Source organism: Nocardiopsis potens DSM 45234 (assembly GCF_000341105.1).
Lineage (GTDB): Bacteria > Actinomycetota > Actinomycetes > Streptosporangiales > Streptosporangiaceae > Nocardiopsis_A > Nocardiopsis_A potens.
In genome coordinates this window covers 100059-119356 of the sequence record NZ_ANBB01000041.1, presented here as the reverse complement: position 1 = coordinate 119356, position 19298 = coordinate 100059, and the positions used below count along the sequence as shown (strand labels likewise).

The window sequence follows — 19298 nt, the reverse complement described above, 5'->3', positions numbered from 1 at the left end:
GCGAGGAGAACCCGTATGAGACTCGGACGTTCGGCGTCGTTCGCCGCGTCGGCCGCGGCGGTCACGCTGCTGCTCGGCGCGTGCAGCGGCGGAGGAGGCGGCGGTGACGAGGGCGGCGAGGAGAAGAAGCTCGCGGACATCCCCGCCGTGGACATCAACAAGACCGACCGCGCCGATGTCACAGAGGGCGGCACGTTCAACTGGGGCATCAACGAGTACCCCACCCAGTACAACCTGGAGCACGTGGACGGCAACCTCGCCAACGTGCAGCGGATCGCCGCCTCGGTGATGCCGCGGCCGATGATCTACAACGAGGCCGGCGACTTCTCCCCCAACGCCCCCTACCTCGAAGAGGCCGAGGTCAGCGAGGACGGCCTGGAGATCCACTACAAGCTCAACCCGGACGCCGAGTGGTCCAACGGCGACCCCATCACCTGGGAGGACTACGAGGCGCAGGCGGAGACCCTCTCCGGCGGGCGCAAGGACGACAAGAAGTACAAGATCGGCGACAAGTCCGGCTACGAGCTGATCGACAAGGTCGTCAAGGGCGAGGACGAGTACGAGTTCACCCTTGAGATGAAGTCGTCCTACGGCGAGTGGCCGCTCCTCTTCGAGATCCTGTACCCGAAGAAGTACATGGAGGACCCCGAGGAGTTCAACAAGGGGTACGAGAAGGACTTCCCGGTCACCGCCGGTCCGTTCGGCGACGTCGAGTTCGACGACACCGCGGAGACCGTCACCGTCAACAAGAGCGACGACTGGTGGGGCGAGCCGGCGAAGCTGGACTCGATCATCTTCCACAGCTACGCCAACGACGCGCTGTCCGGCGTCTACAACAACGACGAGATCGACGGCTACTACCTCGGCTATGAGGCCGCCGACTACGAGCTCCTCAAGGACAAGGAGGGCTCGCGGATCACCGAGGCGATCGACAACGCCTACCGGCACATGACCTTCAACGGCGGCGAGGGCCAGCTGCTGGAGCAGGTCGAGGTCCGCAACGCCCTGGTGCACGGCATCGACCGGGCGCAGATGGCCTCGGCCACCCTCGGCGGCGTCGAGTGGACCACCGACCCGACCGCCAACCGCCTGCTGCGCTCCACCCAGACCGGGTTCAAGGACAACAGCAAGGGCTACGGCGAGTACGACCCGGAGAAGGCCGCCGAGATGCTCGACGAGGCGGGCTGGACGCTCAAGGAGGGCGATGAGGTCCGCACCAACGAGGACGGCGACGAGCTCACCCTGAACTGGGTGATCCCCTCCGACCTGCAGAACACCGCAGACGAGGCGGAGATCGCCAAGAGCCAGCTGGCCGAGATCAACGTCGGCGTGGACATCAACTCGGTGCCGAACAACTCCTTCTTCACCGAGTACATCATCCCCGGCAACTACGACGCGACCACCTACGTCCTCGCCGGGACCAGCCCGTACTCCGGCGACTCCGCGGAGAACTTCACCGGTCCGCACGGCGAGGACGAGGACGGCAAGCCGGTCTGGGGCAACAACCTGACCTTCACCAGCACCGAGGAGATCAACAAGGGCTTCGAGGACCTGGTCGCCGAGACCGATCCGGAGAAGTACGCCGAGATCGCCAACGAGATCGACCGGATGCTGTGGGAGCAGTCCATGGCGGTGCCGCTGTTCCAGCGCCCGGGCACCTTCGCGGTCAACGAGAAGCTGGCCAACTGGGGGGCCAACGGCCTGTCCTCGATCATCTACGAGGACATCGGCTGGACCGAGTAGTCCGTGCGGTCCGCCGCGGCGACGGCGGACCATACCGGCGCCCTACCGGAGCGCCCGGCACGCGCCGGGCGCTCCGCCTTCTCCCGGCCCGGGACGGCCTCGGGGCTCAGGCGCCCTCGCGGAGGATCTGCTCCAGTTCGGCCTCGTCGATGATGGCGATCGGCTGCCCCTTGGCCCGGTACTCCTCGGCCTTGCGGCGCTTGGCGGTGGCCGCCGAGTGGTCGCCCACCACCAGCACGGTGACCTTCTTGGTGACGTTCTTGGAGACGGTCCCGCCGACCGCGGCGATCTCGCCCCACAGCTCGATCTTGTCCCGGGATGTGTCGCTCAGGCACACCACGGCGCCGTAGAGCGGGCCGTCCGGGTCGGCGCCGTCCAGGTCGGGGGCGGGCGGCTCGGCGCGGCTCTCCTGGTTCCACCGGGAGAACCGGGGGGAGGGGCCGCGGCGCTTGCGGCAGTAGGCCGGGGCGCGGTCCGGGCCGATCCGGCCCAGCAGGACGTCCTCCCGGGTGCACAGCCCGGCCAGGGTGGGCACCCCGCGCTCGCGCATCAGCTCCAGCACGATGCGGGCGCTGCCCTCGGCGTCGGAGAGCGGGTTGTGGTGGTCCAGGTCGAAGCCGATCCGCGCGCACAGCGTCTTGAGCTTGTGGTCCGGGCTGTCGGTCCACACCGACCGGGCCAGCACCACCGAGCAGCCGATCTCCATCTCCGGGACGGGGATCCCGCTGTGCATGCAGGCCCGCTGGACGACCTCCATCTCCATCGGGGCGAAGTGCGCGATGACCGGGGCGCCGCCGGCGAAGGCGAGGATCCGCTTGAGCACCTCGGGCCACTGGGCGGCGTCCCGCACGTCCTCGGCGGTGACCCCGCCGTTGAACGGGGCCAGGCCGGGGTCGAACCAGGAGACCGGCTCGGGCGGCTGCACGTACTCCAGGAGGCGGTCGGTGACGGTGCCGCCGGCGACCTTCACCATGCCGACCCGGCAGACGCTCCCGTTGTCGCCGTTGGCCGTCTCGAAGTCGAGTGCGACCCACTCCTCCGCCATCACCGCACCTCCCGCGTGGCCGAACGTCCCTCGCCGGCGTAATGTTCCGGATTCTCGCGCACCGTGCCGACGTTCCGCCGGTGGACCCGGGGATCGGCGTCCGCCCCGCTCACCACCCGGACGGCCGGTAGTCCTTGAGGAAGCAGCCGTAGACGTCCTCCCCGGCCTCCCCGCGCACGATCGGGTCGTAGACCCGGGCGGCCCCGTCCACCAGGTCCAGCGGGGCGTGGACCCCGGCGGCGGCCAGCCGTACCTTCTCCGGGTGCGGGCGCTCGTCGGTGATCCACCCGGTGTCCACGCTGTTCATCAGGATCCCGTCGGCGAACATGTCCTCCGCGCTGGTCCGGGTGAGCATGTTGAGCGAGGCCTTCGCCATGTTGGTGTGCGGGTGCCCGGCGCCCTTGTAGCCGCGGCCGAACACCCCCTCCATCGCCGAGACGTTGACCACGTGGGCGCGCCGGGCGGGCGAGGCGGCCAGCGCCGGCCGCAACCGGTTCACCAGGACGAACGGCGCGGTGACGTTGCAGAGCTGCACCTCCAGCATCTCCACCGGGTCGACCTCGCCGACGGTCTGGGTCCAGCTGTTCACCGGGGCCAGGTCGGGCACCAGCCCGCCGGCGTCCACCGCGGTGCCCGCGGCGATCCGCTCCGGCGCGGCCGAGCCGCGGGTCAGCGCGAGGGCGGTGAGCGCCTCGGGCGCCATCGCCGGACCGGCCGCGCCGCCCGCCTCCGGGGCCGCGGGCAGGCCGCCGCCGGCGGGGGCGGAGCCGAGCACCAGGGTCTCCGGGCGCGGCCCGGAGGCGGGCAGCGCCGCCGCAGCGGACTCCGCCTCGGCCAGCAGGGCGTAGGAGGCGGCGGAGCGGCGCACGGTCTGCGCCGCGTTGTTGATCAGCACGTCCAGCGGCCCCTCGGCGGCCACCGTGTCGGCCAGCTCGGTCACCTGGGCGGGGTCGCGCAGGTCGATGCCGACGATGCGGAGCCGGTGCAGCCACTCCGGGCTGTCGGCCAGGGCGGCGAACCGGCGCGCCGCGTCGTTGGGGAAGCGCGTGGTGATGGTGGTGTGCGCGCCGTCGCGCAGCAGCCGCAGCGCGATGTACATGCCGATCTTGGCGCGGCCGCCGGTGAGCAGCGCGCGCCGCCCGGACAGGTCGGTGCGGGCGTCCCGGCGGGCCCGGTTCTCCGCCGCGCAGTCCGGGCAGAGCTGGTGGTAGAAGGCGTCGACGACGGTGTACTTCTCTTTGCAGATGTAGCAGGGGCGGGCCCGGTGCAGTACCCCGGCGCTGGCGCCGGTCGCGGCGGGGGCGAGCTCGGCGCCGCGGGTCTCGTCGTCGATCCGGTCCGGCGCGGCGGTCGCGGTGCGGGCCAGCACCGCGGCGTCGGCCGCGCTCTGCACCTGCCGCCGCTCCCGGCGGCGGCGCAGCTTGACCTCCTTGAACAGGCGGGCGGTGGCGCGCTGCACGCGCAGCGAGTCGGGGTGCTCCGGGTGCAGCCCCTCCGCTTCGGCCAGCACGGCGAGGCACACCTCCAGCCGCTCCGGGTCGATCCGAGCGCCGCCGTCCCGGCCGTCCTGCCCCATCGCCGTCCTCTCCCCGCGTCCTGTTCTCCCGGCCACCGCGGTTCCGGGCCTCGGCGCGGGGGTGCCGCGGCCGACCGGAACCAGGGGAACTCTATGCGCCCCGGGGAGCGGAGCGGACATCGGCGGCGGAGCCCCGGCCGGGCGGGGGTCAGCCGGTGGCGGGGTAGGCGGTGACCGCCCCGTCCCCGCCGCGGCGCAGGCCCAGGACGCCGTTGGTGGAGTCGGGGGCGACGCCGGGGTCCAGCCCCAGGTCGTTCTGGAAGTCCAGGCTGTAGATGCCGGCCGCGGCGCCCTCCAGCCCCCGGTCGGCGTAGAGCAGCCCGTGCCAGACGCCCCGGATCGAGGTGGGCACGCCGCCGCCGAGCTTCTCGTCGCTCCAGAGCAGGCCGCCGGTGTCGGCGGTGTAGACCTGCACCGCGGGGGTGGAGGTCCCGTCCGACCAGCAGGCCAGCAGGGACTGCTCGTCGTACCGGCACATCTGGTCGGGGACGGGGTCCGGCCAGTAGGCGACCTCGCCGGTTCCGGCGTGCACCGCGGCCCACTCGACGGTCCGCTCCCCGGCCCGCTCCCCGGGGGAGGCGGAAGGGGAGGGCTCCTCCGCCCCGGCGCCCCCCGACTCGGAGCCCTCCGCCTCCGGCGGCCCCTCGCCGCGGCCGGAGGGCGGGGCCTCCCGGGCCACCAGGACCAGCCCGCCGTCCATCGGGGCGGCGTAGCGGGGCCGGCCCTCCTCCGCGGAGTCCTCGCCCCACAGGCTCCACTCCGGGGCGCCGTCGCGCGCGGAGAGCGCGGTGAGGGCGCCGGGGGAGTCGTCGCCGGCCTCCCAGCCCACCACGGTGCCGTCCTGGAGGACCTCGGGGCGCACCCCGGGGTCGGACCAGAGCGGATCGCCGTCGGCGGGGTCGAACGCGAACGCGGTGCCGTAGGAGACCACCACCGCGTCGTCGTCGGCGCCCACCACGAACACGTCGTCGGCGCCGGGCGCCCCGCCCCGGGAGGGGATGACCTCCCGGTGCCAGACGGGGTCGCCGTCGCCGGCGTCGACCGCCAGCACCTCCAGCCGCTCCTGGGCGACCGCGTCGCCCGCGCCGGGGTTGCGGGTGAGGAACGCGCCGATCACCACCGGGCGGTCGTCGATCTCGGCGAGCACCGCCCCGTCCGGGCGGACCCCGTGCACCGGCTGGCCGGGGGCGGCGCTCCACAGCTCGCGGCCGTCCAGCCCGTCGTGCGCGTGCAGGCCGTCCTCGTCGGCGTAGTAGACCACCTCGCCGTCGATCGGCGGCAGCGGGACGCCCTCGCGGGCGCCGACGTCGATCCGCACCCCGGCCGAGGCGTCGAACTCGGTGGGCGGGTCGAACACCCCCTCCTCGGCGCGCTGCTGCTCGGCGCCGCCCCCGCCGTCGGCCGGGCCGGTGCAGCCGGAGGCGAGCACCGCCGCGGCGGCGGCCGCGAGCACCGGTCGGAGCGCGCGGCGGCGCGGGGACGGTCCGATCTGCACGGGGCACACCTTCGAGCGGGCGGGGTCTGCTGGGCGCCTCGGCGGCGCTTTCGGGCCCTCACTCTAGAGAAGAATCGGCGGACCCGCGCCGGGCCCCGGAGCCGCCGCGGCGCGGGGAGGGCGCGCCTCCACCGGGCACCGGGGGAGGGTATGCCCCGGGCGGATCCGCAGGCCCGGGCTCAGACCAGGGCGGACTCCGCCTCCTTCCAGCGCTGCACCGCCTCGGCCCGGTTGCGCACGTGCAGCTTGGCGTAGATGTGATTGATGTGGTTCTTCACCGTCTTCTCCGAGACCACCAGGTGGTCGGAGATCATCGAGTTGGACATCCCGCCGGCCACCAGCCGGATCACCTGGGACTCCCGCTCGGTCAGGCCGTGCTCGGCGCGGAGCGCCGCGGCGGTGGCCGGGCCGCGCGCCGCGACGAGCGCGTCCACCTCGGCCTGCCCGGCCGGCTCGCCCCCGGGGCGGACCACGGCCGCCACCACCTCGGCCAGCTCGGGCGGGGTGAACGAGCCGTACTGGAGGAACGCGCGGGCGCCCCGGGCGACCGCCGCCCGGCCCTCCTCCCGGTCCCCGGAGAAGGCCAGCGCGACCACCGGGGCCAGTCTGCTCAGCTCCCGCACCGGATCGGCGCCGGCGGCGGGTATGTGCACGTCGAGCAGGACGGCGTCGGGGAGCTCCTCGCCGGCGGTCTTGACCGCCTCCGCACCGGTCCGGCTCTCCAGGACGGTGGAACCCGAAGCCCTGCGCAGGTGCGCGGCGAGCCCGGCGCGCATCACGGCGTTGTCGCCGGCGAGCAGAACGGTGAGGGGGGAGGACGGGGTCATGGGGGCTCTCCTGGTCATCGTCAGTGCCGCTGGGGTGAGCCGTCGCTGACTCTCCGCAGCCGGTTTCGGGCGTCTTCCGGCGCCGCGGGTTCGACGCCCCGGCGCGGGCGGCGGTCGGGTGCTGAAGGGCGGGTGGGGTCCTGCGAGACGTGTGTTGCGGATACCTTGCCCCGGAATGTCCCCGGGTATGCCGCATCGGGGCGTGGCCGGAACCGGCCTCTCCCCCCTCGCGCGCGGCCCCGCCGGTACCGGCCGCCCCGGAACTGCGCGTATACGCAGCGTGCCCTACACGCGCGCGAACGCTCCGAAACCGGCCACCCGGCTCCACCGCTCTCCGCCCCTTTGCGTCCCCCTCCCGATGATCTTGACGCCGCGGGCCCGCCGGAGCGCTCCGACGGGCCCGCGGCGTCGAGATCACCACCCGGGGCCGCGCCGCCCGCCAGGGGGCCGTCGCCTCGAATGTGAATCGGGGGACGCCGATCGAGTAGCGTCGCACCCGGGCCGGACGGTGTGCACGGGGGCCGTCGCGAGCGGGCACGAGCGGAAGGAGCGGCGATGGCGCAAGGGGGCGGTCACGGACCGGGCGGCGGGCCGCGGCAGGGCCGGGACGCCGGTCCCGCCGAGCGGCCGCGCAGCGCCGACCTGGGACGCCGCTTCGCGGCCCGGCTCATCGACTGCGTCATCGTCCAGGCGGTCTCCATGATCGCGCTGGTGCCGCTGCTCGCCCTGCTGACGGTGGCGGGCTCGGCGCTCCCGGACGGACCGCTCTCCACCGGCGCCGGGCTGGGCTCGTTCGCCGCGCTGTTCTTCCTGATCTGGTGGGGCTACGAGGTGCTCTTCCTGCCCCGGTGGGGGGCGACCCCGGGGAAGAGGGTGATGGGGCTGCGGGTGGTGCCGCTGCACGGGGCCGGGCTCCTCCTCTCGACCCGCGCGGCCGCGGTCCGCGCCCTGTTCTGGGCCGGGCCGATGCTGCTCGGCTGGAGCCTGTGGGGGAACCTGCTCGGCGGGCTGTACTGGATCGCCGACATCGGCTGGGCGGTCAGGGACCGGCCGGACCGGCAGGCGCTGCACGACAAGGCCGCCGGGTCCCGGGTCGTGGAAGAGGCCTGACCCCGGAACGGTGCCGCCCGCGCCGGAGGCCGCCCCGCCGGGAGGCGGACGGAGCACCCCGAACGGGACATCCGCCCCGTATCGCGATCGGGCCCCCTGCCGCCCGCCCCGCCCCTATGCTGGGAACACCGCCCCCACCTGGACGTACGGGGAGCGGGCGGCCGCGTCCCGGGCCCGTGCCGCGGCCGCGGACCCGGCGCACCCGCGCCGCGGGGCGGCCCCTCCCCGCGGCCCCGCCCGTGCAAGGAGGCACGATGACCGAGATCCTGGTCGAGCTGGTGGACCCCGGCGGCGCCCCGCTGGGCACCGCGGAGAAGCTCTCCGCGCACACCGCCCCGGGAAGGCTGCACCGCGCCTTCTCGGTCCTGCTGTTCGACCCGGACGGGCGCCTGCTGCTGCAGCGCCGCGCCGCCGGCAAGTACCACTCCGCCGGGGCCTGGTCCAACACCTGCTGCGGGCACCCCTTCCCGGGGGAGGACCCGCTCTCCGCGGCGGCCCGCCGCACCGCGGAGGAGCTCGGCGCGCCGCCCGCCATGCTCGCCGCCGCCGGCACCGTCGCCTACGACCTGAGCGACCCCGGATCCGGGCTGGTCGAGCGGGAGTTCAACCACCTGTTCGTCGGCGAGGCCCCGGCCGAGTTCGCCCCGGACCCCGAGGAGATCGCCGAGACGGCCTTCGCCGGCCCCGACGAGCTGCGCGCGATGCGCGCCGCGGCCCCGTTCTCGGTCTGGTTCGACACCGTGCTGGAGGCCGCCGCCCCGCAGATCCGCCGCCGCTTCCCGGAAAACGGCTGGTGAACCCCTGCACCGGCCACTACCATCGGCCGGTGTGAAGCTCTGATCCCGCCACCGGACCGGGGCGCCGTCGAGCCCGGCTCCGGCGCCCGCCGTGCGGCCGCGCCTCTGCGGCCGCACGGCCCCTTCGCGACTTCACATTCCGGAAAGGACCGCGGCATGCGGGATCACGACGAACACGGCGGCGAGCGGCACACCATGGGCGACCGGGAGTTCCTCGACCACGTCGGCGGCCGGCTGGCCGCCCTGCCCGGGGTCGAGGCGGTGACCCTGGGCGGCTCCCGGGCGCAGGGCACCGCCGGCCCGGACAGCGACTGGGACCTCGCCGTCTACTACCGGGGCGTGTTCCGCCCCGACGACCTGCGCGCCCTCGGCTGGCCCGGCGAGGTCTCCGAGGTCGGCGCCTGGGGCGGCGGCGTCTTCAACGGCGGCGCCTGGCTCACCGTCGACGGCCGCAGCGTCGACGTGCACTACCGCGACCTGGACGCGGTCGAGCGGGAGATCGCCGAGGCGCGGGCCGGCCGGTTCCACTGGGAGCCGCTGATGTTCCACCTCGCCGGCATCCCCGGCTACCTGCTCCTCGCCGAGCTCGCGTACAACCGGGTGCTCCACGGCGGGCTGCCCCGGCCGGAGTACCCGGACGCGCTGCGCCGCACCGCGTTCCACCGCTGGCGGGAGAACGCCCGGCTCACCCTCGCCTACGCCCGCGCCGGCCACGCCCCGCGCGGGCTGCGCACCGAGGCGGCCGGCGCGGCCGCCACCGCCGCGGCCCAGGCCGCGCACGCGGTGCTGGCCGCCCGCGGCGAGTGGATCACCAACGAGAAGACCCTGCTCACCCGGGCCGGACTGCGGGGCATGGACCGGATCACGGCGGCCGTGGCCGACCCGGAGGCCCCGCTGGCCGCCGCCCTGGACGCGGCGGCGGAACTCCTCGAATCGGCCTGCACCGAGGCCGAGAGCCTGCTCTGAGCCGGGAGCGGGGGACGACGGACCGGGCCCGCGCCGCGGGCCCGGTCCGGGAAGGCCCGGCCGTGGCCGGATGCGGCCGCCGGGCCGGGGGCGGTTCCGGGGTGGCGGCGGCCGGGGCCGGGGAGGAAGCGTCTCGTGCGGCCGAGTCCCGCGCCGCCGAACGCCGTACCGCCGCAAGGAAGGGAAGGCCACCGCGATGACCCCGAGCGCCGAGCGGAGCACCGTGCCCGAGTGGTTCGACGACGCCGTGCTGTACCAGGTGTACCCGCAGAGCTTCGCCGACTCCGACGGGGACGGGATCGGCGATTTCGCCGGGATCGCCGCGCACCTGGACCACCTGGAGTGGCTCGGGGTGGACGCGGTCTGGATCAACCCCTGCTTCGCCTCGCCGTTCACCGACGCCGGATACGACGTCGCCGACCACTTCTCCGTCGCACCGCGCTACGGCACCGAGGACGACTTCGCGCACCTGGTGGACGAGGCCCGGCGCAGGGGCATCCGCATCCTGCTCGACCTGGTCGCCGGGCACACCTCGGACCGGCACCCGTGGTTCGTGCACTCCGCGTCGGATCCCGCCGACGACCGCTACATCTGGGCGGACCGGCCCGCCCCCGGGTTCCGGCCCTCGCCGGGCAGCCGGGAGGGCTACTACAAGCCGAACTTCTTCCCCAGCCAGCCCGCGCTGAACTTCGGCTACGCCCACCCCAGGGAGGACGAGCCCTGGCGGCGGCCGGTGGACGCCGAGGGGCCGCGGGCCAACCGCAGGGCGCTCGCCGAGATCATGGACCACTGGCTGCGCCGGGGCGTCTCCGGGTTCCGGGTGGACATGGCCTACTCGCTGGTCAAGGACGACCCGGGGTGGGTGGAGACGGGCCGGCTCTGGAACGAGCTGCGGGCCGGGCTGCAGGCCGACCACCCCGAGGCGGTGCTGGTCTCGGAGTGGGGCGACCCCGCGACGGCGGTCGGCGCCGGGTTCCACGCCGACTTCCTGCTGCACTTCGGCGGGCCCTGGCGGGGCGCCGCGCTGCGGTCGCTGTGGGACACCCGGACCGGCACCGACCGCGGGCCCTGGGACTTCCGGGGCAGCCGCTGCTACTTCGACGCCGAGGGCGGCGGGAGCCCGCGCACCTTCCTGGACGCGTGGCGCGGCGCCTCCGCCGCCGTCGAGGGGCGAGGGCGGATCTCCCTGCCCACCTCCAACCACGACTTCTCCCGGCTGGTGTGCGGGCCGCGCACCCCGGAGCAGGCCCGGTCGGCCTTCGCGTTCCTGCTCACCTGGCCCGCGCTGCCCGCGATCCACTACGGCGACGAGATCGGCATGCGCTTCGTCCCGGGCCTGCCGGACACCGAGGGCAGCCAGATCCTCCCCGGGAAGAACCGGGCCGGTTCGCGCACCCCGATGCAGTGGGACGCCACCCCGGGGGCGGGCTTCTCCACCGCCCCCGAGGACCGCTTCTACCTGCCGCTCGACCCCGACCCGGGCCGCCCGGACGCCGCCTCGCAGCGGGCCGACGAGGGGTCGCTGCTGCACCTGGTGCGCCGGCTGATCGCGCTCCGCAAGGCCCACACCGGGCTGGGCACCGGCGGCGCGGTGGAGGTCGTCGCGGACGGCTACCCGCTGGTGTACGAGCGGGACGGCCGCTACCTGGTCGCGGTCAACCCGCGCCGGGACGCCGCGGAGGTCGCCGTCGCCGGGTACGGCGGCGCCCGCCCGCTGCTCACCGAAGGGGCAGAGTGCACCGCCGGGGGCGTCCGGGTGCAGGGCTTCGGCTTCGGCGTCTTCGAGCTCTGACCCCGGTGCCCCGACGGCACCGGGACCGACGCGGAGGGGGAGGGGATCAGCCCTGGTTCTGGGACATGAACCGGGAGAACTCCTCCAGGGAGATGCGGCCGTCCCCGTCGCCGTCCATGGCGCGGACGGCCTCCTGGGCGCGCTCCGGGGTGCACGGGGAGCCGAGGGCCGCCATCAGCCGGGTGAGCTCCTCGGCGCTGATCAGGCCGTCGCCGTCCGCGTCGACGAGGGAGAAGGTCGGGGCGAACTCGGTCGTCTCCGGCATGTGCTGACACGCTCCAGGTATCGGGGCGGAACCGGTGCGAACCGGCCGCGCGGGGCCGCACCGCGCCGGTCCGGCCGCGGTGCCGTGCGGCGGAAGGCTACGGTGTGCCCCGGCGCCGCCGCAACAGCGGGGCGCCGCCCCTGCGGAGCACCCGGCCGCGCTCCGCCTCCGCGGCCCCGGGAGAGCGGCCCCGCGCCAGGGGCGCCCCGCGGGCGGGCCCGGTCACGGGGCGGCCGGAACGACCTCCCTGGCGTACCCGTCGATCAGCTCGTCCACCGCGTCGTGCATCGCGTACACCGCGAACTGGTCCACCCCGGCCGCGCGCAGCTCGGCCAGCTTGGCCAGCTGCTCCTCGGCCGTCCCGATCAGGCAGAACCGGTCCACCACCGAGTCCGGGACGAACGCGGTGTCGGGATTGCCGGCCCGGCCGTGGTGGCCGTAGTCGTATCCCCGCCGGTCCTTGATGTAGCCGGTCAGCTCCTCGGGGACCGCGCCGGAGCCCTCCCCGTACCGGGCCACCAGGTCGGCGACGTGGTTGCCGACCATGCCGCCGAACCACCGGCACTGCTCCCGGGCGTGCGCGGCCTGCTCCGCGCTCCCGTCGGTGAGGTAGGCGGGCGCCGCCACGCACACGGTGAGCTCGGCCGGGTCGCGCCCGGCCGCCGCGGCCGCCGCCTGGGCCTCGTGCACCATCCAGCCCACCAGGTAGGGGTCGGCGACCTGCAGGATGAGCCCGTCGGCGGCGCGCCCGGCCAGGGCCAGCGCGCGCGGGCCGTAGGCGGCGGTCCACACCGGCAGCCGGCCGCCGCGCACCCACGGCAGGCGCATCGCGGTGCCGTCCACCTCGGCCTCGCGCCCCTCGGCGAGCTCGCGGATCGCGTGCATCGCCGCCTCCAGCCGGGCCAGGGTGGCCGGCGGCCGCCCCGCCACCCGCATCGCCGAGTCGCCGCGGCCGATCCCGCACACCGTCCGCGCCCCGTACATGTCGTTGAGCGTGGCGAAGGACGACGCGGTGACCTCCCAGGCCCTGGTGCTCGGGTTGGTCACCATGGTGCCCACGCGCAGCCGCTCGGTGGCGGCCAGGACGCGGCTGTAGATGACGAACGGCTCCTGCCACAGCACGCAGGAGTCGAAGGTCCAGCCGTGGCCGAACCCGCCCTCCTCGGCGCGGCGCATCCGCTCCACCAGCGCCCCCGCGGGCGGGTCCGTCTGCAGCACCAGTCCGAAGTCCACTCCTCGCCCCTCTCTCTCCGCCGGTCTCCGAAACCCGGCTCAGTCCAGGTACCCGCAGGTGGAGCGGGGGACGTACCGGCCGTGCCCGGCCGCGCCGAGGTAGGCCCCGCCGTCCACCACCACCCGGCCGCGGGAGAGCACGGTGCGCACCCGGCCGCGCACCCGGGTGCCCTCATAGGCGGAGTAGTCGACGTTCATGTGGTGCGTCTCGGCGGAGATCACCTGCTCCGCGCCGGGGTCGTAGACCACCAGGTCGGCGTCGGAGCCGGGGGCGACCACCCCCTTGCGCGGGTACAGGCCGAACATCCGGGCCGGGGCCGCGCAGGCGGTCTCCACCCACTTGCGCAGCGTGATCCGCCCGTCCACCACCGCCTGGTGCAGCAGGTCCATCCGGTTCTCCACGCCCGGCATGCCGTTGGGGATCCGGGAGAAGTCGCCCCGGCCCAGCTCCTTCTGCCCGGAGAAGCAGAACGGGCAGTGGTCGGTGGAGACCACGGACAGGTCGCCGGTGCGCAGCCCGCGCCAGAGCGCGCGCTGGTGGTGCTCGGGCCGCAGCGGCGTGGAGCAGACGTACTTGGCGCCCTCGAAGTCCGGCTCGGCCAGCTTGTCCGCGGTGAGGAAGAGGTACTGCGGGCAGGTCTCGCCGAACACCGGCAGCCCCGCGTCGCGGGCGCGGACCAGCTCCTCCACCGCCTCCTCGGCGGACACGTGCACCACGTACAGCGGGCTGCCGGCCACCCGGGACAGCTGGATCGCGCGGTGCACCGCCTCCGACTCCAGCAGCGCCCGGCGGACCTCGCCGTGCACCCGGGGGTCGGTCCGCCCCTCGGCCAGCGCCTGCTCCACCAGCACGTCGATGGCGATGCCGTTCTCGGCGTGCATCATCACCAGCCCGCCGTTGCCCGCGGCGCGCTGCATGGTGCGCAGGATCCTCCCGTCGTCGCTGTAGAACACCCCGGGGTAGGCCATGAACAGCTTGAACGAGGTGACGCCCTCGGCGACCAGGGCGTCCAGCTCCTTCAGCGAGTCCTCGGTGACGTCGGAGAGGATCGCGTGGAACCCGTAGTCGACGGCGCACACCCCGTCGGCCTTGGCGTGCCAGGCGTCCAGGCCCTCCCGGACCGCCCCGCCGACCGGCTGGATCGCGAAGTCCACGATGGTGGTGGTGCCGCCCCAGGCGGCGGCGCGGGTGCCGGTCTCGAACGTGTCCGAGGCGTAGGTGCCGCCGAACGGCATCTCCATGTGGGTGTGCGCGTCCACCCCGCCGGGCAGCACGTAGTGCCCGGAGGCGTCGATCACCTCGGCCCCGCTGCGGGCCCAGGCCTCGGCGGTCTCGCTGCCCCGCGCGGCGACGGCGGCGATCCTCTCGCCTTCGACGAGCACCTCGGCGCTGCTCTCCCCGGACTCGCCGAGCACGAGTCCCCCGGTGACGAGGGTGCGGTTCACAGGCGGCTCCTTCTCTCTCCAGCGGCACGGCGTCCCGGCGGCGCGGCGGCACGGCCCCGCACCGCCGCGTCCCCCGCGCCCGCGGCGCGGGGCGGCGCGGTCCTCACGCCTCGGTCAGCGGCCCGTAGGCCTCGGGGCGGCGGTCGCGGTAGAAGGCCCACTGGTGCCGGACCTCGTCGATCAGGCCGAAGTCCAGGTCGCGGACGAGCAGCTCGGCCTTGGCGTCGGAGGCCGGCGCGCCGACGAAGGCCCCGCGCGGGTCGGCGAAGTAGCTGGTGCCGTAGAAGTCGTTGTCGCCGTACTCCTCCCGGCCGACCCGGTTGATCGCGGCGACGAAGTACTCGTTGGCGACGGCCGCCGCGGGCTGCTCCAGCCTCCACAGGTAGGACGAGAGGCCGCGGCTGGTCGCCGACGGGTTGTACACCAGCTGCGCCCCGGCCAGGCCGAGGGCGCGCCACCCCTCCGGGAAATGCCGGTCGTAGCAGATGTAGACGCCGATCCGGCCGGCCGCGGTGTCGAACACCGGCCAGCCCAGGTTTCCGGGACGGAAGTAGAACTTCTCCCAGAACCCTTTCAGCTGCGGAATATGGTGCTTCCGGTATTTCCCGAGATATGTTCCGTCCGCGTCGACCACGGCCGCGGTGTTGTAGTAGAAACCCGCCCCGTCCACCTCGAAGACCGGGAGGACCATGACCATGCCGAGTTCGGCGGCCAGCTCCCGGAACCGGGAGACGGTGGGGCCGTCGGGCACCGGCTCGGCCCAGCGGTAGTGCTCCTCGTCCTGCACCTGGCAGAAGTAGGGGGCGTTGAAGACCTCCTGGAAGCCGATCACCTCGGCGCCCTGCGCGGCGGCGTCGCGGGCGTACCGCTCGTGGGCCGCGACCATGGAGGCGGTGTCGCCGGTCCATTCGGTCTGGACGAGTGCTGCGCGAACGGTTCGGGACATGGCCCTCCTCGGTTGCGCGGCCCTTTCTCCGCTCGCCGGTGAACGGGGGCGCGTGCCGATGAACTCTAAGTATCGGCCGCCGCCCGGTCAATCCCCGACGCACCGCCCGGAGTGGAACGCCCCATTTATCGGGAATCGCACAAAGAGAGGCCGGTGGGAAAGGAGTGGGAAATGGGGAGAGGGAATTCCCCTCCCCCCGCGGGTCAGGGCAGGGTGAAGAACGCGGCCGCGCCGCCGCCGAGAGCGAAGAGCACGCCGATGCCGATCCCGATGTATCCGGCGGCCGACGCGCCGCCGCCCGGCGAGCCCGGCGAGAAGCGGGTCGGCTCGGAGGCGTCGTAGTACACCTCCACCAGGTCCCCGACCCGGTACCGGGGCGAGGAGGAGGCCTCCGGCGACCGGCGGTGCACCACGCGCCCGTCGGCCACGGTGTAGCGCACCGTGTACGGGTGGACCCGGTAGCGGCGCCGGTCGTTTCCGCTGCCCCGGGTGCGCCACTCCTCCCACATGTGGGTGACCTCGCCGGTGGTGTGCATCGGGGAGCGGCGCAGCCTCGCGTTCCGGTACAGCGCCACGGTCCCGCCGGCGGCGGTGAACAGCCCGGTGACGGCGAAGAGCAGGCCGAACAGGGGCAGGAAGAGCTCGCCCTCCTGGGCGGAGACCAGGAACAGCGTCACGAAGAGCGCCGCGACCAGCAGGAGGCCGAGCCGAGGCAGCGCCCGGGCGACCGCCCCCGGCCGCTTCGGCTCGGGCGCCCCGGGCAGCGGGCCGGTGCAGGAGCCGCCGGCGACCTCCGCGTTGGCGGGGTCCGCCGGGTCGAACCGGACCCGCAGCCGCTCGCCGGGCTCGGGGACCACCCCGTCGAGCCCGCGGTCGAAGCGCTGCACATGCTCGGCGCCGGACGGCAGCCGGTAGCGCAGCACGAACGGATGCTCGGTCGCCTCCGGCGGCTCCACCGGTTCGACCCGGTCGACCACGGCCTCCGCCTCGGCCCCGCTCCGCTTCCGCCGCCGCAGTACATCGCGGACCCACGTGAACAGGTGGTAGAGGAAGATCCCGGCGGCCGCCAGGGCGAAGAAGAGGAAGGTCTGGTTCTGCATGGTCGCCTGCTCCGAGTCGGGGAAGAAGGGGACGGGGCCGTCGGACCGGGGACCGGGAATCGGGGATGGTGCGGTCCGGAGGAGGGCCCGGCTCTTACCGACGGGAGGCCCGCGCCTCCGGTTCCTCCTCCTTCTTCCTTCTCCGGCCGCCCGGAAACCGGCAGCCCTCCCCGACCCGGGGCGGCTCCGCCGGACCGCGCTCCCCGCGCCCCGCCTCCGCCGGCTTTCCGGGCCGGGAGGCCACCCCGGGTGTCCACCGCCCGGGAAGTGGGTCAAGATGTCCTCCGTGACCGACACGTCCCCGCTCCGAGCAGCGCGCGCCGCCGCGTTCACCTCGGTGTGCGTGGGAGTGTCCGCCGCCGGGCACGCGCTGAGCGGCGGGCACCACGTCCCCGCCGCCGGCCTGGCCGCCGCGGCGGTACCGGTGTTCGCCCTGGGGTACGCCGGAACGGCCCGCGAGCGCGGGCTGGGCACCGTCACCGCCTGGCTCGCCTGGATCCAGCTCGCCCTGCACCTGGTCTTCTCCACCGCGCAGTCCCTCGCCGGGGGAGGCGGGCACGGGGCGCCGGCGCACCTGTCCGCCGCGGCGGAGACGAGCGCCCAGGGCGGTTGGAGCATGGTCGCCGCGCACGCCGCGGCCGTCGCCGTCGGAGGGTGGTGGATCCGGCGCGGTGAGGCCGCGGCGTTCGCGCTCGCCCGCCAGGTCCGCGCCCTGCTCGCCCGGATGCTGCCGCCCGACCCGGTGGCCCCGCAGCCGCCCGCGGCCCCGGTCACGGTGCCCGCCGTCCCCGCCGACCTGCCCGCCCCCGCGCTGGGGGCGCTGCGGCACGTGGTGATCGGAAGAGGCCCGCCACCGCTCCTCTCGCCGACCCGCCTCTGATCGGCCTTTCCCCGCCGGACGTCCGTCCGGGTGCTCCGTGCCGGGCATCCGCCCTGGTGCGCGGTGCTCTGTGCTCTGTGCCCGCCTCGGTGTGCGGTGCTCTGAAGCCCGCGCCCCGGTGCCACGGTGCTCTGCGGCCGAGGCCCGGTGCCGCGGTGCCCTGCACCCGCCCCGGTACCACGTCCTCCTGGGGAGCCGGCGCGATCAGTGGTGCGCTCGGCCGTGCCCACGACCCGAACCGGGAGAACCGGAGCGGACCGCCGCCGTGCCCACCACCGCGCCCTTCCGGTGCGTCCGCCCGGGCGGTTCCGCCCGCGGCCCGCGCCCGCACCGCGCGGCCCGCGCCGGCCGCCGCTCCGCCCCGCCGCCGTGCGCGGCGCCCCGGTTCCCCTTCGCGAACCCGAGGAGCAGAGAGCCTTGTCGATCGAATCCGGTGACACGACCCGGCGGCAGGCGCCGCCGGGCGGACCGGCCGCCTCCGAGCATCCGGCGGAGCCGGACCCCGCCCAGGCCCGTCCGGACCCCGCCCCCAGCCCCGCCCCCGACCGCGCCGAAGCGGAACCCGCAGCGGAATCCGCAGCGGGGCCCGGAGCGGAGGCCGGCCGGGCCGCACCGCCCGGCGGGTCCCGAGCCGCGCTGCGCGCGCTGCTGCTGCGGCTGCACTTCTACGCCGGCGTGCTGGTCGCCCCGTTCCTGGTGGTGGCGGCGGTGACCGGCCTGCTGTACACCTTCACCCCGCAGCTGGAGCAGGTCCTCTACGCCGACCGGCTGCACGTCGCCGTCGGCACCGACCGGCTCCCGCTGCGCGACCAGGTGGAGGCGGCGACCGCCGCCTGCCCGGAGGGCGCGCTGGACGCCGTCCGCCCCGGGCACGCCCCCGACGACAGCACCCGGGTGCTGTTCACCGAGCCCGAGGACGACGGCAAGCGGACGGGCGTCTTCGTCGACCCCTACACCGGGGACGTCCTCGGCGAGCTGGAGGTCTACGGCAGCAGCGGCTCGCTGCCGGTGCGCACCTGGCTCGCAGAGCTCCACCGCCACCTGCACCTGGGCGAGCCGGGCCGGATCTACACCGAACTCGCGGCGAGCTGGCTGTGGGCGGTCGCGGCGGGCGGCGCGCTGCTCTGGGCCACCCGCCCCGGCCGCCCCGGCGGGTCCAGTCGGCCCGGCCGGATCCGCCGCCTCCTGCTTCCCGGGCGGGAGGCGTCCGGCCGCAGGCGCACGCTCGGCCGGCACGGCGCGATCGGCCTGTGGGCCCTGGCCGGCCTGCTGTTCCTCTCCGCGACCGGGCTGTCCTGGTCGGCCTATGCGGGGGAGAACATCGGCGCGATGCGCACCGCGCTCGGCTGGGAGACCCCCGCGCTCTCCACCGCGGACGGCGGCGGCCATGCCGGCCACGGCGCGGCCGCCGAGGACGACGGCGCAGAGCGGTCCGGCCACGGAGACCACGCCGGTCACGGCGGGCATGGCGGTCACGAGGGCGAGGGGGACCACGCCGGCCACGGCGGGCACGCGGGCCACGGCGGGATCGGCCCGGACGAGGCGCTGGTCGCCGCCCGCGCCGCCGGGCTGGACGGGCCGGTGGAGATCGGCGTCCCGGACGGGGAGGGCGCCCCCTACACGGTCGCCGAGACGCAGCGCGCCTGGCCGGTCCGGCAGGACCAGGTCGCGGTGGACGCGGCCGGCGGCAAGGTCGTCGAGGAGCTGCGCTTCGACGACTTCCCGCTGATGGCCAAGCTCACCAACTGGGGCATCGCCGCGCACATGGGCCTGCTGTTCGGGCTGCCCAACCAGCTGCTGCTGGCGGCGGTCGCGGTCGCGGCCCTGGCCCTGGTCGTGCTGGGCTACCGGATGTGGTGGCAGCGGCGCCCGACCCGCGGCGGCGCCGGGTTCGGCCGCCCTATCCCGCGCGGCGCCTGGAGCCGGCTCACCTGGCGGGCCCGGATCCTGGTCGCCGCGGCCGCCGTCGCGATCGGCCTGTTCCTCCCGCTGTTCGGCGCCTCCCTGCTGGCGTTCGTGCTGGTCGACACGGTCATCGCCCGGACCTCCGGAAAGCGGGGGCGGGCGGCCTGACCCC

The 19298-nt window shown here is 75.1% G+C and carries 16 protein-coding genes; 7 read left to right on the top strand and 9 right to left on the bottom strand.

Annotated features, from left to right (window positions below):
• The first annotated feature begins 15 nt into the window (after positions 1-15).
• Positions 16-1743, top strand: a complete 1728-nt coding sequence (locus tag D459_RS0116570) for an ABC transporter family substrate-binding protein (RefSeq protein WP_017594129.1) — start codon at positions 16-18, stop codon at positions 1741-1743.
• Positions 1744-1849: 106 nt separating this feature from the next.
• On the opposite strand, the gene D459_RS0116565 is transcribed toward D459_RS0116570, so the two are convergent.
• From D459_RS0116565 to D459_RS0116550, 4 genes are all read right to left on the bottom strand, one after another.
• A complete protein-coding gene (locus D459_RS0116565; protein ID WP_017594128.1) occupies positions 1850-2788 on the bottom strand; it encodes an exonuclease domain-containing protein in 939 nt (312 codons plus the stop codon).
• Positions 2789-2897: 109 nt separating this feature from the next.
• On the bottom strand, positions 2898-4364 hold the full coding sequence (locus tag D459_RS0116560) for an SDR family NAD(P)-dependent oxidoreductase (RefSeq protein ID WP_017594127.1): 1467 nt from the start codon (positions 4362-4364) through the stop codon (positions 2898-2900).
• A 148-nt stretch (positions 4365-4512) separates the two neighbouring features.
• A complete protein-coding gene (locus D459_RS0116555) occupies positions 4513-5859 on the bottom strand; it encodes an outer membrane protein assembly factor BamB family protein (RefSeq protein ID WP_017594126.1) in 1347 nt (448 codons plus the stop codon).
• 179 nt (positions 5860-6038) lie between these two features.
• Positions 6039-6686, bottom strand: coding sequence for a response regulator transcription factor (locus D459_RS0116550; RefSeq protein WP_017594125.1), 648 nt, complete (start codon positions 6684-6686; stop codon positions 6039-6041).
• 555 nt (positions 6687-7241) lie between these two features.
• On the opposite strand from D459_RS0116550, the gene D459_RS31875 reads away from it, so the two are divergent.
• The 4 genes from D459_RS31875 to D459_RS0116530 all read left to right on the top strand — a co-directional run bounded on the left by D459_RS31875 (position 7242) and on the right by D459_RS0116530 (position 11351).
• Positions 7242-7796 carry an RDD family protein gene (locus D459_RS31875; protein ID WP_017594124.1) on the top strand — a complete coding sequence of 185 codons (555 nt, stop codon included), beginning with the start codon at positions 7242-7244 and terminating at the stop codon, positions 7794-7796.
• Between the two features lie 254 nt (positions 7797-8050).
• Positions 8051-8593 (top strand): isopentenyl-diphosphate Delta-isomerase, encoded by a 543-nt coding sequence (gene idi, locus D459_RS0116540; protein ID WP_017594123.1) that lies wholly within the window; start codon positions 8051-8053, stop codon positions 8591-8593.
• Between the two features lie 156 nt (positions 8594-8749).
• Positions 8750-9559, top strand: a complete 810-nt coding sequence (locus D459_RS0116535; protein ID WP_017594122.1) for a nucleotidyltransferase domain-containing protein — start codon at positions 8750-8752, stop codon at positions 9557-9559.
• Positions 9560-9755: 196 nt separating this feature from the next.
• Complete coding sequence (locus D459_RS0116530; RefSeq protein WP_017594121.1) at positions 9756-11351, top strand: alpha-amylase family glycosyl hydrolase; 1596 nt, start codon at positions 9756-9758, stop codon at positions 11349-11351.
• 46 nt (positions 11352-11397) lie between these two features.
• Here the strand turns inward: D459_RS0116530 and D459_RS0116525 are convergent, their stop codons facing one another.
• From D459_RS0116525 to D459_RS0116505, 5 genes are all read right to left on the bottom strand, one after another.
• Positions 11398-11616, bottom strand: coding sequence for an EF-hand domain-containing protein (locus tag D459_RS0116525; RefSeq protein ID WP_017594120.1), 219 nt, complete (start codon positions 11614-11616; stop codon positions 11398-11400).
• A gap of 222 nt (positions 11617-11838) precedes the next feature.
• The gene (locus D459_RS0116520) at positions 11839-12849 is read right to left on the bottom strand and encodes a TIGR03842 family LLM class F420-dependent oxidoreductase (protein ID WP_017594119.1); all 1011 of its coding nucleotides are present in this window, start codon (positions 12847-12849) and stop codon (positions 11839-11841) included.
• Positions 12850-12888: 39 nt separating this feature from the next.
• A complete protein-coding gene (gene hydA / locus D459_RS0116515; protein WP_017594118.1) occupies positions 12889-14295 on the bottom strand; it encodes a dihydropyrimidinase in 1407 nt (468 codons plus the stop codon).
• Between the two features lie 103 nt (positions 14296-14398).
• Positions 14399-15241 (bottom strand): nitrilase-related carbon-nitrogen hydrolase, encoded by an 843-nt coding sequence (locus D459_RS0116510; RefSeq protein ID WP_017594117.1) that lies wholly within the window; start codon positions 15239-15241, stop codon positions 14399-14401.
• 203 nt (positions 15242-15444) lie between these two features.
• The gene (locus D459_RS0116505) at positions 15445-16341 is read right to left on the bottom strand and encodes a DUF3592 domain-containing protein (protein ID WP_017594116.1); all 897 of its coding nucleotides are present in this window, start codon (positions 16339-16341) and stop codon (positions 15445-15447) included.
• A 277-nt stretch (positions 16342-16618) separates the two neighbouring features.
• Between D459_RS0116505 and D459_RS0116500 the strand changes: the two genes are divergently transcribed.
• Positions 16619-17221: a hypothetical protein gene (locus D459_RS0116500; RefSeq protein ID WP_017594115.1), complete on the top strand. Its 603-nt coding sequence runs from the start codon at positions 16619-16621 to the stop codon at positions 17219-17221.
• Between the two features lie 417 nt (positions 17222-17638).
• Positions 17639-19294 carry a PepSY-associated TM helix domain-containing protein gene (locus tag D459_RS0116495; protein WP_017594114.1) on the top strand — a complete coding sequence of 552 codons (1656 nt, stop codon included), beginning with the start codon at positions 17639-17641 and terminating at the stop codon, positions 19292-19294.
• Positions 19295-19298: the final 4 nt, after the last annotated feature.

What these genes read in the sequence shown, in the direction of transcription:
- D459_RS31875 (WP_017594124.1), top strand. Translation starts at nt 7,242, where the DNA reads ATGGCGCAAGGGGGCGGTCACGGACCGGGCGGCGGGCCGCGGCAGGGC.
- D459_RS0116570 (WP_017594129.1), top strand. Translation starts at nt 16, where the DNA reads ATGAGACTCGGACGTTCGGCGTCGTTCGCCGCGTCGGCCGCGGCGGTC.
- idi (WP_017594123.1), top strand. Translation starts at nt 8,051, where the DNA reads ATGACCGAGATCCTGGTCGAGCTGGTGGACCCCGGCGGCGCCCCGCTG.
- D459_RS0116525 (WP_017594120.1), bottom strand. Translation starts at nt 11,616, where the DNA reads ATGCCGGAGACGACCGAGTTCGCCCCGACCTTCTCCCTCGTCGACGCG.
- D459_RS0116500 (WP_017594115.1), top strand. Translation starts at nt 16,619, where the DNA reads ATGTCCTCCGTGACCGACACGTCCCCGCTCCGAGCAGCGCGCGCCGCC.
- D459_RS0116505 (WP_017594116.1), bottom strand. Translation starts at nt 16,341, where the DNA reads ATGCAGAACCAGACCTTCCTCTTCTTCGCCCTGGCGGCCGCCGGGATC.
- D459_RS0116560 (WP_017594127.1), bottom strand. Translation starts at nt 4,364, where the DNA reads ATGGGGCAGGACGGCCGGGACGGCGGCGCTCGGATCGACCCGGAGCGG.
- D459_RS0116550 (WP_017594125.1), bottom strand. Translation starts at nt 6,686, where the DNA reads ATGACCCCGTCCTCCCCCCTCACCGTTCTGCTCGCCGGCGACAACGCC.
- D459_RS0116535 (WP_017594122.1), top strand. Translation starts at nt 8,750, where the DNA reads ATGCGGGATCACGACGAACACGGCGGCGAGCGGCACACCATGGGCGAC.
- D459_RS0116565 (WP_017594128.1), bottom strand. Translation starts at nt 2,788, where the DNA reads ATGGCGGAGGAGTGGGTCGCACTCGACTTCGAGACGGCCAACGGCGAC.
- D459_RS0116510 (WP_017594117.1), bottom strand. Translation starts at nt 15,241, where the DNA reads ATGTCCCGAACCGTTCGCGCAGCACTCGTCCAGACCGAATGGACCGGC.
- D459_RS0116530 (WP_017594121.1), top strand. Translation starts at nt 9,756, where the DNA reads ATGACCCCGAGCGCCGAGCGGAGCACCGTGCCCGAGTGGTTCGACGAC.